Genomic DNA, 14797 nt, shown 5'->3' on the forward strand with positions numbered 1-14797 from the left:
CTGTTTTTTTCAGTATATCACGAATGGGAACAATATATTTTGAACAATTACCATTCTATCTCAATTGTGTAAAAAGAGAAGCAAAATTAGGTTAAACCTATATCAAATTTTCCAGAATTTATCATTTTATGAGTGAAGTTAGCCGTTATTGATAGAAAAATGAAAAAGATAGTACTATAATCTAAAGAAGGGAAAATTGTAGGTATCCAATTAAAAGTGTCATTTCTATTATTATTTTTGTGAAATTTTAAAAAAACGCTTGCTTTTTTATTTGTGTTGTGCTATCATAGATAGGCAATGAGTATTTGATAACAGGAATATTCGAATAGAAATTATACTCTTGGAGGTGAATGCGATCATGAAACCAGGAATTCATCCAAATTACGAAAAAACCACAATCACATGTGCTTGCGGTAATGTAATTGAAGTCGGTTCTACCAAAAAAGACATCAAAGTTGAAATTTGTTCTAAATGCCATCCGTTCTTTACTGGCAGACAAAAATTGGTTGATGCCGGCGGACGTGTTGATAGATTTAACAGAAGATTTAATCTCAACAAATAAGAACAGTAAGCGGTGTATCAGTACACCGCTTTCCTTCTTTTTACAGACGATTTTTTTGATATCCCACAAAAGGGGGAATCTCAATTGGATTATGTGACAATTGCGGATTATGCTACTGATGAGTTTATCGAGCGGAAATCTCGCTTTATTGGTTTTATTAAACCGGTGAAAACAAAAGCGGAAGCAGAGGCGTTTATCGCTGAAATCAAATCCAAGCATTATGACGCCACCCACAATGTTTCCGCTTATATTGTAAGGGAAGAGCGGATTGAACGGTATTCCGATGATGGGGAACCTCAAGGGACAGGAGGAGTCCCCATGCTGGAAGTCCTGAAAAAAGAGGGGTTGACCGATGTGTGTGCTGTGGTGACCCGTTATTTTGGCGGAATCCTGCTGGGGGCAGGAGGACTGGTACGGGCTTATTCCCATGGATGTAGCATTGCGGTACATGCGGCACAAAAAATTTTGATGTGTGACTGTGAGCGCCTTACTTTAAATTTTGACTATAGCCTATATGGTAAAATTAATTACCTGTTGCCCAACTACAATATCAAATTGGAACAATCCGATTTTGCTGACCGGGTTACCCTACAGCTTCTGGTTCGTTTGGATACGGCGGAACAGCTAAAAAAGGATTTGATTGAGGCGTGTAATGGGCAAATTATCCTCGATACGGTAGAACAGGTATTTACCGATTATCCTTATATCGAAGAATAGGACAATAAAACAGCGCATATTGTTGTATGTCACCGATATAGAGATAGACAGGAAAAATCACACCATTATAACGACTTTTCTTATTCCTGACGGAGTGGGGGATTTTCCTACAAAGAATGCCTGGATTAAAACATTTCCATAGGGGATAGTTTTCTATAAAATAGGGCTATTGATATGATAGGCGTTATCGTAGAAAACAATTTGGAGGTAATTGGGTTGATGAAGGTAAATAATCCCAAATAAAAGGATTTATTTTCAACCTAAACCAAGAAAAATAAAAAATTGAAAAAATAAAAAAGGTTTTTTTGTCCTTTTTCGGTATATTATTATTAGAACAGGAAAATAGATGCGGAAAGGGGAGATAAAAATGACGATTCGGGAACGGATTGAACAACAGGAAGAACAGACATTAAGCAAATATGCCACCTTGGCAAAGAACACCAAGGGCAGAGCGACCTATCAAAAGCCCTGTGATATCCGCACGGAATTCCAGCGGGACCGGGACCGCATTTTGCACTGTAAAGCCTTTAAACGGCTGCGGTACAAAACCCAGGTTTTTTTATCTCCAGATTCTGATCATTACCTGACCCGTTTGGTACATACCTTAGAAGTGGCGCAGATTGCCCGTACAATCGCCAGGGGGCTGCGAATCAACGAAGATTTGACCGAAGCCATCGCCCTGGGGCATGACCTGGGGCACACCCCATTCGGCCATGCGGGGGAACGGGTGTTAAATGAAATCTGCCCCCATAAATTCCACCATGCGGAAAACAGCGTGCGGGTAGTCACCGTGCTAGAAAAGGAAGGCAAAGGGCTGAACCTGACGGCGGAAACCCTGGATGGAATCCGCAACCATTCCTTCGGGCACGCCCAAACCCTGGAAGGCCGCTTGGTAAAAATCGCGGATAAAGTGGCGTATATCAACCATGATATTGAGGACGCCATCCGGGCTGGCGTTTTGACCAAAGAGGATTTACCTCAGGACTGCATTGAGGTGCTAGGGGATACGAAAAGCAAGCGGATTACGACGATTGCCACCTCAATTTTGGAGTACACCAAAGAGGATATCGCCATAGCACCAGAAGTGTTACAGGCGCATAATAAGCTGCGGAAATTTATGTTTGAACATGTGTATTTAGCGGTGCCTGCAAAACAGGCAGAAGAAGCGAAAGCGGTACAGGTTGTGGAGCAGATGTATCACTATTACCTTACCCATGAAAAAGAGCTGCCGGAGTTTTACCGGCAAATTGCCCAAAAAGAGGATTTACACCGTGCTGTGTGCGATTATATTTCCGGGATGTCCGACCATTATATTGTGGAGCGGTATTTGGATTTGTTTGTACCCCATTCTTGGAAAGGACTAAAACAATAAGGAGGGATGCCTATGGCAATTAGTGAAAGCTTTATTCAACAGCTGCGGATGGCATGCGATATTACCTCCATTGTTTCCTCCTATGTGGAGCTAAAGCGGGAAGGGCGAAATAAAAAATGCCTTTGCCCGTTCCATTTGGAAAAAACCCCTTCTTTGGTGGTATATGAGGATACCCAGTCGTTCTATTGTTTTGGATGCGGCACAGGTGGAGACGTCATCACCTTTATTATGAAGATTGAAAACCTGGATTATGTGGAGGCGGTCAAATTTCTGGCTGCCCGGGTTGGGTTGACTGTCCCGGAGGATGGCCAGGATGATAAGCTAGCGAAACAGCGTTCCAGGATTTTGGCGTTAAACCGGGAAGCTGCCCGGTTTTTCCACCAGAGTTTGAAATCTCCCGAAGGAAGGGAAGGGCTGGCTTATTTTGCCCAAAGGCGGCTGACCAAAAAGACCATCATAACCTATGGTTTGGGGTACGCCCCCAACCAATGGCATGCTCTGTTAGATCACATCAAATCCAAAGGCTATTCTTATGAGGAAGCAGCACTGGCGGATTTGGCGATAAAATCCAAAAACGGGCGGTATTACGATAAATTTCGGAACCGTGTTATTTTCCCCATCATTGATTTGCGGGGGAATGTGATTGGGTTTGGTGGTAGGGTCTTAGATGATAGCAAGCCAAAATACCTGAATTCCTCAGATACGCCAGTATTTAAAAAGAGCCGGAACCTGTTTTCCTTAAACTTCGCCAAAAATTCACCAGAAAAAACCCTGATTCTAGCGGAGGGGTATATGGATGTGATTGCCATGTACCAGGCTGGATTCCACAATGTGGTGGCAACGTTGGGGACGGCGCTCACTGCGGAACAGGCGCGGCTGATTTCCCGATATGCCGATGATGTGATTATTGCTTACGATTCGGACGAAGCGGGGCAGATTGCCACCACCAGGGCATCCAATCTGTTTGAGGAAGCTGGTGTGGAGGCAAGGGTGCTGGAAATCACCGGAGCAAAAGACCCGGATGAATACATTAAAACCTACGGTGCAGACCGTTTTAAAGTATTATTGGAGCAATCCGAAAATGTAATCAAAAATAAACTAAAGCGGCTAAAATCCAGGTACAACCTGGATGAACCGGAAGAACAGGTCAAATACATCCATGAGTATTGCCTGATGATTTCGGAACTTTATGATAAGCTGGAGCGGGATGTTTACGCTGGGAGCTTGGCTGTGGAATGCAATCTTTCCAAAGCAGCCGTGTTGGAACAGGTCGAACACCTGCGAAAACAGCAGTATCGACGGAAAAAAAGCAAAGAATGGAAGGAAATCCAGTCTGGAAAAGCAGTTTATGTGGATAAAATCAATCCGGAACGTGTAAAATATCCAAAAGAGGCAAAAGCGGAGGAAGGAATCCTCTATTTTCTATTAAACCATCCTGATTTTGTCAGCTATATTTTGGAACGGATTCAGCCGGAGCAGTTTATCACTAGCTGGAACCAAAAATTATTTGCTTTAATCATACAAAAAATACAACAGAATAGCCCGTTGGAATTAACCTATTTTAACGAGCAGCTTTCTCCGGATGAAATGGGGCGTTTGGCGCGGATTTTATCCGAAAACAGAGATTTAAACCATACCAAAGAAAGCTTAGACGATTACATTGCCGTTATCCTGCAACACGCCCATAAATTGCAGGATGCGGAACGTAGCCGTTTCTCTCTAGACGATTATGAGCAATATCGTCAGGAGCTTTTCAAAAACAAAGGAAAAAAATGAATGTGAAAGGGGAACCTTTATGCCTGCTAAAAAGAATGTTACGAATGAACCTGCAAACCATCCAGTGGACCCAAAGGCTGTTACTGCTGAACTGCTGGAAAAAGGGAAGCAAAAAGGAAAATTAACCTCCCAGGAGATTGCAGTTGCTCTGGAAGAACTGGATTTTGATGTAGACCAGGTGGAAAAACTGTATGAGTCCTTTGAACAGTATAACATAGAAGTGATTGAAGATATTGACGAAGATTTGGATATTGATTTTGCTTTGGATGTTAACCTCAACCAGGACTTGGAAGCCACAATTGCGGCGGAAGGGATCAATATTGACGACCCGGTAAAGGTTTATTTAAAGGAAATCGGCAAAGTTCCTCTTTTAACAGCAGAGGAGGAAATCGAGCTGGCGCAGCGGATGTCGGACGGCGACCCATATGCTAGAAAACGCCTTTCCGAAGCAAACCTTCGTTTGGTAGTCAGCATCGCGAAACGCTATGTAGGCCGTGGCATGCAGTTTTTGGATTTGATTCAGGAAGGCAACCTGGGCTTAATTAAAGCGGTAGAAAAATTTGACTATACCAAAGGATTTAAGTTCTCCACCTATGCGACCTGGTGGATTCGCCAGGCAATCACCCGTGCCATTGCAGACCAGGCAAGAACCATTCGTATTCCGGTACACATGGTGGAAACCATTAACAAAGTAAAAAAAATAAGCAGCCAGTTGCTGCATAAAAATGGCCACGATGCCAGTGCGGAAGAAATTGCGGAAGTACTGGAAATGCCGGTGGATAAAGTGCGGGAAATCATGCGGGTATCCCAGGAACCAGTTTCGTTGGAAACCCCAATCGGTGAAGAAGAAGACAGCCATTTGAGCGACTTTATTCCGGATGACGATGCACCTGCACCAGCAGAAGCAGCTTCCCACACCTTGTTAAGGGAACAGCTAGGAGAAGTGCTGAGCACCTTAACCGACCGTGAGGAAAAAGTACTCCGCCTGCGTTTCGGTTTGGAAGATGGTCGTTCCCGTACCCTGGAAGAAGTGGGAAAAGAATTTAATGTTACCAGGGAACGTATCCGCCAGATTGAGGCAAAAGCTCTGCGGAAACTGCGGCATCCAAGCCGTTCCAAAAAATTAAAAGACTTTTTGGATTAATGGATTCGAGGGAAAATCAATGTATATTAATCTGGAATCGGATTATGCTGTCCGTATTGTCAGTTTTTTATGCCGGGACGGTATGAAGTACGACGCCAAGACCATTGCGGAAAATACTGGGGTGACCCTGCGGTTTGCCTTAAAAATTCTGCGGAAACTGGTGGCGGCGGGGATTGTAAAATCCTATAAAGGGACACAGGGCGGCTACAAAATCGCCAAGTCCGCCGATGAAATCACCTTGCTGGAAGTAATTGAAACAATGGAAGGCCGGTATTGTTTTAGCCGTTGCCTAAACGAGGAACACAACTGTGGGGATTGGTGCTCTGGAATGGGGTGCAAGGTACAACGGGTGTACTCCAAAATTACCGACCAGGTGCGGGAGGAATTATCCAAAGTAACCTTTAAAACCATTTAATTACATAATATTGGTATAAAAATCGGAATCCTATCCAATCCTACCTAGGGGAACATGGCGTAAAATAGGCAAACTATATGAAAAAAAGCTTGAGAAAAAAATTCCTCAAGCTTTTTTGTTATTTATTCTTGACTTTAGTATACCCATGTGGTACAATATTATACTGTATCATAATGGACTTGTATGCTCTACTGTTATTATTGTATCATACAATCGGACAAAATGCAATAGTAAACTTTGTGAAAACTTTTTGCAACTTTTTTGGGAATTGTGCAATACATTTAAGTTTTTATAAAGGGTGCTTGCGTTGAAAATAGAATGGAGGAATTAAGCCTATGGTGAATGTCAAACCTGTTAAATTAGGAAAAAAAACCAGAATGAGCTTTGCACGGATCAATGAAGTGCTGGAAATGCCAAACTTGATTGAGGTGCAGAAAAATTCATATGAATGGTTTCGGACAGAGGGTTTGAAAGAAGTTTTTCGCGACTCGGCCTATATTTCCGACCATACCGGAAACCTGGTATTGGAATTTGTGGATTATCGCTTTGACGATAAGCTCAAATACGATGTGCTGGAATGTAAAGAGCGCGACACCACCTATGCGGCTCCGCTGCGGGTAAAAACAAGGCTGATTAACAAGGAGACCGGCGAGGTTAAAGAGCAGGAAATTTTCATGGGTGATTTCCCTCTTATGACGGATAGCGGTACTTTTGTCATTAACGGTGCGGAACGTGTTATTGTTTCCCAGTTGGTTCGTTCCCCAGGGGTTTACTATGGCAGTGAATATGACAAAACCGGTAAGAAAAAATTCTCTACCACCGTCATTCCAAACCGTGGCGCATGGCTGGAATATGAAACCGATTCCAATGATGTTTTCTATGTTCGGATTGACAAAAACCGTAAAATTCCAATTACGGTATTTATCCGTGCTTTGCTGCGCATTAAAGATGATTCCAATTTAAGCGATGCGGAAGTATTTACCGACCAATACGGCACTGATCAGGAAATTTACGAAATTTTTGGCGAAGATAGACGCATGGTGCAGACCATCACGGACAAGGATAATACCAAAAATGGGGAAGAAGCGTTGCTGGAAGTTTACCGTAAACTCCGTCCAGGTGAACCACCAACACTGGATAGCGCTGTTACCCATTTAAGAAATCTCTTCTTTGATGACCGCCGCTATGACCTTTCTAAAGTAGGGCGTTATAAATACAACAAAAAACTGGCGATTGCAAATCGTTTGACCGGCCATGTATTGGCAGAACCAGTGGTAAACGAGTTAACTGGCGAACTCTTAGGGGAAAAAGGCGAAACTTTGACTTATGAACGTGCGCTGGCAATCGAAAAAGCTGGTGTGGATACCGCTTATATTGATGTGGAAGGCGAAATCGTTAAAGTGATTTCCAACGGCATGGTGGATATCACCGATTTTGTGGACATCGACCCAGAAGCGTTCGACATCGGGGAAAAAGTCCGCTTCCGTGTATTAAAAGATATTTTGGAAACCTGCTCCTCCCAGGAAGAAATTGAGGAGGCGATCCGGGAACGTGTGGATATGCTGGTTCCAAAACACATCATTAAAGATGATATTTTCGCTTCTATTAACTATGTAAATAACCTGGCTTATGGTGTTGGTACCATTGACGATATCGACCATCTGGGTAACCGCCGTATCCGTAGCGTAGGCGAATTGCTGCAAAACCAATTCCGTATCGGCTTCAGCCGTATGGAACGTGTTATCCGGGAAAGAATGACCTTGCAGGCGCAGGATATGGATACCATGACCCCACAGGCTTTGATCAATATCCGTCCTGTTGTGGCTGCGATTAAAGAGTTCTTTGGTTCTTCTCCATTGTCCCAGTTCATGGACCAGAACAACCCTCTGGCAGAATTGACCCATAAACGTCGTCTATCTGCGTTGGGTCCAGGCGGTTTGTCCCGTGATAGGGCAGGGTTTGAGGTGCGTGACGTTCACTATTCCCACTACGGAAGAATGTGCCCAATTGAAACCCCAGAAGGTCCAAACATCGGTTTGATCTCCTACCTCGCCTCTTTTGCAAGATTGAATAAATACGGCTTTATTGAAGCCCCATACCGCCGTGTAGACAAAGAAACAGGCGTTGTGTTGGATGAAGTGGTTTACATGACCGCTGATATGGAAGATAACTACATTGTCGCTCAGGCGAACGCAGAACTGACAGAGGACAACAAGTTTGCTACCCCTCGTGTTACTGGCCGTTACCGTGACCAGATCATCGAAGTAGAACGGGAACAGGTTGACTTCATGGACGTTTCCCCAAAAATGGTTGTATCTGTTGCGACTGCCATGATTCCATTCCTAGAAAACGACGACGCAAACCGTGCTTTGATGGGTGCGAACATGCAGCGTCAGGCTGTGCCACTGTTAAGAACAGAAGCACCTGTGGTTGGTACTGGTATGGAATACAAAGCAGCAGTGGATTCCGGTGTTGCTGTACTGGCAAAACAAAACGGTGTAGTAAAACATGTTTCAGCGGATGAAATTGTCATTGAGGATGCTGACCACATCGAACACAACTATAAACTGATTAAGTTTATGCGCTCCAACCAGAGTACATGCGTAAACCAGAAGCCAATTGTTTCCAAAGGTGAAACCGTTACCAAAGGCCAGGTAATCGCGGACGGTCCTGCAATGGACCACGGCGAAATCAGCTTGGGTAAAAACGCTTTGATCGGATTTATGACCTGGGAAGGTTATAACTATGAAGACGCGGTTTTAATCAATGAAAGAATTGTGCGTGAAGATATATATACTTCCCTGCATATTGAAGAATATGAAGTGGAAGCAAGGGATACCAAATTAGGTCCAGAAGAAATTACCCGTGAAATTCCAAACGTCGGGGAAGATGCCCTGAAAGATTTGGACGAACGTGGTATTATTCGTGTTGGTGCGGAAGTGCGTGCAGGAGATATTCTGGTTGGTAAGGTTACTCCAAAAGGGGAAACCGAACTGACAGCTGAAGAACGCCTGCTCCGTGCAATCTTCGGGGAAAAAGCCCGTGAAGTAAGGGATACTTCCCTCCGTGTACCACATGGTGAATATGGTATTGTAGTGGATGTAAAAGTGTTTACCAGAGAGAACTCCGATGAACTTTCTCCAGGGGTAAACATGGTAGTGCGTTGCTACATTGTACAAAAGAGAAAATTAAGCGTTGGGGACAAAATGGCGGGCCGCCATGGTAATAAAGGTGTCGTTTCCCGTATCCTTCCACAGGAAGATATGCCATTCCTGCCAGATGGCCGTCCTCTGGATATTGTATTGAACCCATTGGGCGTACCTTCCCGTATGAACATCGGGCAGGTATTGGAAGTACATCTCGGCTATGCAGCAAAAGCGTTGGGCTGGAAGATTATGACCCCTGTATTTGACGGTGCCCATGAAAGCGATATCCGTGAATGCTTAAAAGAAGCCGGCTTGCGTGAAGATGGAAAAACTATCTTGTATGATGGACGTACTGGGGAACCATTCGACAACCCTGTTACCGTAGGTTATATGTACTACCTGAAACTCCATCACCTGGTTGACGATAAAATCCATGCCCGTTCTACCGGTCCATATAGTTTGGTTACCCAGCAGCCATTGGGTGGTAAAGCCCAGTTCGGTGGCCAGAGATTCGGGGAAATGGAAGTTTGGGCTTTGGAAGCGTATGGCGCAGCTTACACCTTGCAGGAAATCTTAACTGTAAAATCCGACGATACCGTTGGACGTGTTAAAACTTACGAAGCGATTGTAAAAGGCCAGAACGTGCCAAAACCAGGTGCTCCAGAGGCATTTAAAGTATTGATTAAAGAATTGCAGTCCCTCGCTTTGGATGTGCGTGTGTTGGATAAAGACAACAACGAAATCGATCTGCGTCAATCCTTTGATGATGATGACGATATTGGCTTGCAGCCTGTTGTGGAAGAAGACGAAACATTCAAAGATGAAGAAGCATTTAAAGATGTAGAAGTAGAGCAGGATTTTGAAGGTTTTGACGTTTCAGAACCAGAAGATCTTGGCGCTGATTTGGATTTTGGTTTAGATGATTTTGATGAATAAAAAGGAGAGATGTCGGAATGGAATTTAATGTGTTTGAATCGATTAAAATTGGTCTGGCTTCTCCTGATCAGATCAGGGAATGGTCTTATGGCGAGGTAAAAAAACCGGAAACAATCAACTACCGTACCTTAAAACCAGAACGGGACGGTTTGTTCTGTGAACGTATTTTCGGGCCTACAAAGGACTGGGAATGTCACTGTGGTAAGTATAAACGCCTCCGCTATAAAGGAAAAATCTGTGAAAAATGTGGTGTTGAAGTCACCCGTGCCAAAGTGCGCCGGGAACGTATGGGGCATATCGAACTGGCTGCCCCAGTTTCCCACATTTGGTATTTTAAAGGCATCCCATCCCGTATGGGATTGCTGTTGGATATCTCTCCACGCCGTTTGGAAGAAATCCTATATTTTGCGAAATACATTGTCATCGACCCAGGCAACACTGTATTGGAAAAAGGTCAGATGCTGACCGAAAAAGAATACGAGGATATGCGGGAAAAATACGAAGATGATTTCCGCGCTGGCATGGGTGCAGAGGCAATCAAAGAATTGTTGCAGGAAGTAGATTTTGATGTGCTTTCCAAACAGTTAAAAGATGAAATCGAAAACTCTACCGGACAAAAACGTGTCAAAGCGATTCGCCGCCTGGAAGTAGTGGATGCGTTCAAACATTCTGGCAACCGTCCAGAATGGATGATTATGGATGTTATCCCAGTAATTCCACCAGATATCCGTCCAATGGTTCAGTTGGATGGTGGACGTTTCGCTACCTCTGACTTGAACGACCTGTATCGCCGTGTAATTAACCGTAACAACCGTTTAAAACGTTTGTTGGAATTGAATGCGCCTGATATTATTGTCCGCAATGAAAAACGGATGTTGCAGGAAGCAGTAGACGCCTTGATTGACAACGGTCGTCGTGGCAGACCGGTAACCGGACCAAATAACCGTCCTTTAAAATCCCTTTCCGATATGTTAAAAGGGAAACAGGGACGTTTCAGACAGAACCTGTTGGGAAAACGTGTTGACTATTCCGGACGTTCTGTTATCGTAGTAGGACCTGAACTGAAAATGTATCAGTGCGGTTTGCCAAAAGAGATGGCTTTGGAACTGTTTAAGCCATTCGTTATGAAACGCCTGGTGGAAACCGGTGTTTCCAACAATATTAAAAGCGCTAGAAAAATGGTAGAACGGGCAAAAACAGAGGTTTGGGATGCTTTGGAAACGGTAATCAAAGGGCATCCAGTTCTGTTAAACCGTGCGCCTACCTTGCATAGATTGGGTATCCAGGCATTTGAACCCGTATTGGTAGAAGGAAAAGCATTAAAGCTGCATCCATTGGTTTGTACAGCGTACAACGCGGACTTCGATGGTGACCAGATGGCTGTCCACGTACCATTGTCCGCGGAAGCCCAGGCAGAAGCACGTTTCTTGATGCTGGCAGCAAACAACCTGTTAAAACCTTCTGATGGACGTCCGGTTGCAGTGCCTACCCAGGATATGGTTTTGGGTTCCTATTATCTGACCTTACGTAAAGAAGGCGACAAGGGAACCGGCAAAGTATTCCGTGATTACAATGAAGCGGTTATGGCATACAATGAAGGGGATGTTACCTTACATGCTCCAATCAAGGTAAAAGTAACTAGAACTGTTGGTGACAAAGTGGTTTCCCGCCTGATTGACGCAACGGTTGGTCAGATTATCTTTAACCAGCCAATTCCACAGGATTTAGGCTTTGTGGACAGAACCAATCCGGAACAGCAGTTTGACCTGGAAATCACCTTTAAAGTCGGCAAAAAACAGTTAGGGGATATTGTAAGCCGTTGTATTGCGAAACATGGGGTTGCCACTACCTCTGAAGTACTGGATAAAATCAAAGCCCAGGGCTATAAATATTCCACCAAGAGTGCCATCACGGTTGCGGTTTGTGATGCGGTTATCCCACCACAAAAACAACAGTATCTGGAAGAAGCGGATGCTCAGATTGAAAAAATCACCAAACAGTACCGTCGTGGTATGCTGTCCAATGAAGAACGTTACAACCGTGTAATTGAAACATGGGATGTTACCACCAAAAAGGTATCCGATGCGCTGACCGCTAACCTGGATGATTACAATCCAATCTATATGATGGCGGACTCCGGTGCGCGTGGTAGTATCAACCAGATTAGACAGCTGGCTGGTATGCGTGGCTTGATTGCCAACACATCCGGTACCACCATCGAAATTCCAATCAAAGCGAACTACCGTGAAGGTTTGAACATCTTGGAATACTTTATTTCTTCCCGTGGTGCCCGTAAAGGTTTGGCGGATACCGCATTGAGAACTGCTGACTCTGGTTACTTGACTAGACGTTTGGTTGACGTATCCCAGGAAGTAATCATCCGTCAGAACGACTGTGGTACTTCCAACGGTATTGAAGTATACGAAATCCGGGAAGGCAACGAAATTATCGAACCACTATACGAACGTTTAACTGGCCGTTATCTGGTAGAGGATTGTGTAGATCCAAAAACTGGTGAACTTCTCCAGTCCAAGGATAAGATGATGACCGAAGAAGACGCAAAACGTTTGGTTGCAGCTGGAATTACTCATATCCACATCCGTTCTATTTTGACCTGTGAATCCGAACTGGGCATTTGTGCGAAATGTTATGGCGCAAACCTGGCAAAAGGCAGCACCGTGGCAATTGGTGAAGCGGTTGGTATTATTGCCGCACAATCCATCGGTGAACCTGGTACCCAGTTGACCATGCGTACTTTCCATACTGGTGGTATCGCATCCGCTGAAGATATTACACAGGGTCTTCCACGTGTTGAAGAGCTATTTGAAGGCAGACGTCCGAAAAACTCCGCTATTATCGCTGAAATTAGTGGTAAAGTTCGCATGGAAGAAATCAAACGCACCCGTCATATCTTTGTGACTAATTCCAACGGGGAAGAAAGAGATTACGCAATTCCATTCGGCTTCCGTATCAAGGTAGAAGATGGTGAAGAAATCACAGCAGGTGCTCCTTTAACAGAAGGTCCAATCAATCCACACGATGTATTGGCAGTAAAAGGCGAGCAGGCCGTACAGAACTACCTGATTTCCGAAGTACAAAAAACTTACCGTATGCAGGGTGTTGATATCAACGATAAACATATCGAGGTTATTGTTCGCCAGATGATGCGTAAAGTTCGTGTGGATGATCCAGGTGACAGCAACCTGTTGCCAGATACCGTAATCGAACGCAGTGAGATGATCGCTACCCGCCGTAAGATGAAACAGCAGATGGAAGAATCTGGCGTAGAATTGAAGATGCCAACCTTTATTCCGGTGCTGCTGGGTATTACCAAAGCATCTTTGGCAACCGAAAGCTTCCTCTCCGCTGCTTCCTTCCAGGAAACCACCAGAGTATTGACCGACGCTGCCATCAAAGGCAAGGTTGACCCATTGATTGGTTTGAAAGAAAATGTTATCATTGGTAAGCTGGTTCCCGCTGGTACAGGCTTATCCTGCTATCAAAATGTAGAAGTAATCGAAAATGATAAAAATTCTCTTGACAAAACCACACTGTAGGATATATAATAAATAACTGTGTGAAATACACGTTTGGCGGCTTGGAATTTTTCAAACCGCCAAATGCTGTGTTTGCAAATAGATCATTAACCATGTAAGGAGGTGCCATATGCCAACCTTTAACCAGCTTGTTCGTAAAGGCAGACATGACAAAGAGACAAAATCTAACGCTCCAGCATTGGGCAAAAGATTTAACTCCATGAAGAAGGTTTCTACCGATCAGAGTTCTCCACAAAAACGTGGTGTTTGTACCGCGGTAAGAACAATGACCCCTAAAAAACCTAACTCAGCTCTTCGTAAAGTTGCCAGGGTCCGTTTATCCAACGGAATCGAAGTAACATCCTACATTCCAGGGGAAGGACACAACCTTCAGGAACATAGCGTTGTTTTGATCCGTGGCGGACGTGTTAAGGACTTACCAGGTACACGTTACCACATCATCAGAGGAACACTCGATGCTCAGGGAGTTGCTGACAGAAAACAAGCCCGTTCTAAATACGGTGCAAAACGTCCAAAAGCTGGAAAGTAGTGTAAACGACCGGATTATTATGCCAAATTAGGCTTCTTATAGATAGATGACCCTATTTTGGCACCCTACGGAAGTTTCTTGCTTTCGAGTACCAATGAATTCATTTTATGAAGGAGGGAAGCGAAGTGCCAAGAAGAGGTAAAATTGCAAAACGTGATGTTTTGCCAGATCCACTTTATAGCTCTAAACTGGTAACACGTTTGATCAACAGCGTTATGCTGGATGGTAAAAAAGGTGTTGCACAGAAAATTGTTTACGGTGCATTCGATATTGTAAAAGAAAAAACTGAAAAAGATCCTTTGGAAGCTTTTCAGGAAGCAATGGAAAATATCATGCCTGTATTGGAAGTAAAAGCCCGCCGTGTAGGTGGTGCTACTTACCAGGTACCAATGGAAGTACGTCCAGAGAGACGTCAGACCTTAGGTTTGAGATGGATCACCTTGTATGCTCGTCAGAGAAATGAAAAAACCATGAAAGAACGCCTTGCAGGTGAAATCATGGATGCTCTGAACAACACAGGTGGAGCATGCAAAAAACGTGATGATACTCACAAAATGGCGGAAGCTAACAAAGCTTTTGCTCACTACAGATGGTAATCTGATTTGGAGTTTGGTTTGGTTTGCCTTTTTTGAGAAGGACAAGC

The 14797-nt window shown here is 44.1% G+C and carries 10 protein-coding genes; all 10 read left to right on the top strand.

The features are described 5' to 3' along the window. The first annotated feature begins 358 nt into the window (after nucleotides 1-358). Nucleotides 359-562: a 50S ribosomal protein L31 gene (rpmE, locus tag BQ2683_RS07975; RefSeq protein ID WP_069988471.1), complete on the top strand. Its 204-nt coding sequence runs from the start codon at nucleotides 359-361 to the stop codon at nucleotides 560-562. Nucleotides 563-655: 93 nt separating this feature from the next. After that, a complete protein-coding gene (locus BQ2683_RS07980) occupies nucleotides 656-1279 on the top strand; it encodes a YigZ family protein (protein WP_333724069.1) in 624 nt (207 codons plus the stop codon). A gap of 367 nt (nucleotides 1280-1646) precedes the next feature. Further along, nucleotides 1647-2651, top strand: a complete 1005-nt coding sequence (locus BQ2683_RS07985; RefSeq protein WP_069988473.1) for a deoxyguanosinetriphosphate triphosphohydrolase — start codon at nucleotides 1647-1649, stop codon at nucleotides 2649-2651. A gap of 12 nt (nucleotides 2652-2663) precedes the next feature. Next, complete coding sequence (gene dnaG / locus BQ2683_RS07990) at nucleotides 2664-4427, top strand: DNA primase (RefSeq protein ID WP_069988474.1); 1764 nt, start codon at nucleotides 2664-2666, stop codon at nucleotides 4425-4427. Nucleotides 4428-4446: 19 nt separating this feature from the next. Beyond that, the gene (gene rpoD / locus BQ2683_RS07995; RefSeq protein ID WP_083256426.1) at nucleotides 4447-5571 is read left to right on the top strand and encodes an RNA polymerase sigma factor RpoD; all 1125 of its coding nucleotides are present in this window, start codon (nucleotides 4447-4449) and stop codon (nucleotides 5569-5571) included. A 19-nt stretch (nucleotides 5572-5590) separates the two neighbouring features. Next, nucleotides 5591-5986 (top strand): RrF2 family transcriptional regulator, encoded by a 396-nt coding sequence (locus tag BQ2683_RS08000; RefSeq protein ID WP_069988475.1) that lies wholly within the window; start codon nucleotides 5591-5593, stop codon nucleotides 5984-5986. Between the two features lie 335 nt (nucleotides 5987-6321). Further along, the gene (gene rpoB, locus BQ2683_RS08005) at nucleotides 6322-10068 is read left to right on the top strand and encodes a DNA-directed RNA polymerase subunit beta (protein ID WP_069988476.1); all 3747 of its coding nucleotides are present in this window, start codon (nucleotides 6322-6324) and stop codon (nucleotides 10066-10068) included. Nucleotides 10069-10085: 17 nt separating this feature from the next. After that, nucleotides 10086-13625, top strand: coding sequence for a DNA-directed RNA polymerase subunit beta' (gene rpoC, locus BQ2683_RS08010; RefSeq protein ID WP_069988477.1), 3540 nt, complete (start codon nucleotides 10086-10088; stop codon nucleotides 13623-13625). Between the two features lie 109 nt (nucleotides 13626-13734). After that, nucleotides 13735-14154, top strand: a complete 420-nt coding sequence (rpsL, locus tag BQ2683_RS08015; protein WP_069988478.1) for a 30S ribosomal protein S12 — start codon at nucleotides 13735-13737, stop codon at nucleotides 14152-14154. A gap of 125 nt (nucleotides 14155-14279) precedes the next feature. After that, nucleotides 14280-14750 (top strand): 30S ribosomal protein S7, encoded by a 471-nt coding sequence (gene rpsG, locus BQ2683_RS08020; protein ID WP_069988479.1) that lies wholly within the window; start codon nucleotides 14280-14282, stop codon nucleotides 14748-14750. Nucleotides 14751-14797: the final 47 nt, after the last annotated feature.

It is taken from the genome of Massilioclostridium coli (assembly GCF_900095865.1).
GTDB classification, from domain to species: Bacteria; Bacillota; Clostridia; order Oscillospirales; family Ruminococcaceae; genus Massilioclostridium; species Massilioclostridium facile.